Genomic DNA, 600 nt, shown 5'->3' on the forward strand with positions numbered 1-600 from the left:
GCTGTAGCTGAATCAGCAATTAGGTTGTGGCAAGCGCCAACCGATAAAGGTTATCTTTTTGATAAAATTCGCTATTTCCCATGGGCAAATTTTAAATATGCTCTTTGGTTCGTGCGTAACAGGCTTTTTTTCAGGCGAAAAAAAGCTATAGCGGTATGGGGGCCGAGATACGCGGGGATTCAGAAAGATGTGTCCGTGCTTCCCCTGCACGAGGTTTGCGCCTGGCAATGGATGAAATGCGTTCAGGTTACAGAGCAGCAGCTCTCGGTCGTGCCCAGTGATCAGGTGTTTATGCTGCGTTATGAGGAGCTGATGAAGGACCCGCAGACGATTGAATCTCTTTGTGACTGGATCGGTGTTAATTCAGAGCCTGTGATAACCGCTTATGAAAATAATATTGAGCCTGGAAATAACGAAAAGTGGAAAGACCGACTGAGCGAATCCGAGCTTGAAGATATCAAGAGGGTTTTTTCTGAAGAGCCGGAATTGGCAAGGAAGTATTGTAGTGGCTAAGCGTTTTTTTGACATTGTCTTGTCCCTTTGCGCACTAGTTGCCCTTGCGCCGGTCATGCTAGCTGTGGCTGTTGCCGTAAAAGCTGA

General features: G+C 46.8%; 1 protein-coding gene. It reads left to right on the forward strand.

What is annotated here, in order from left to right; all coding sequences use genetic code 11:
- A partial coding sequence (locus tag A3730_RS32245) for a hypothetical protein (RefSeq protein WP_197477649.1) occupies positions 1 to 513 on the forward strand: 513 nt, incomplete at its 5' end.
- Between the last annotated feature and the right edge of the window lie 87 nt (positions 514 to 600).

It is taken from the genome of Alcanivorax sp. HI0044 (assembly GCF_001634945.1).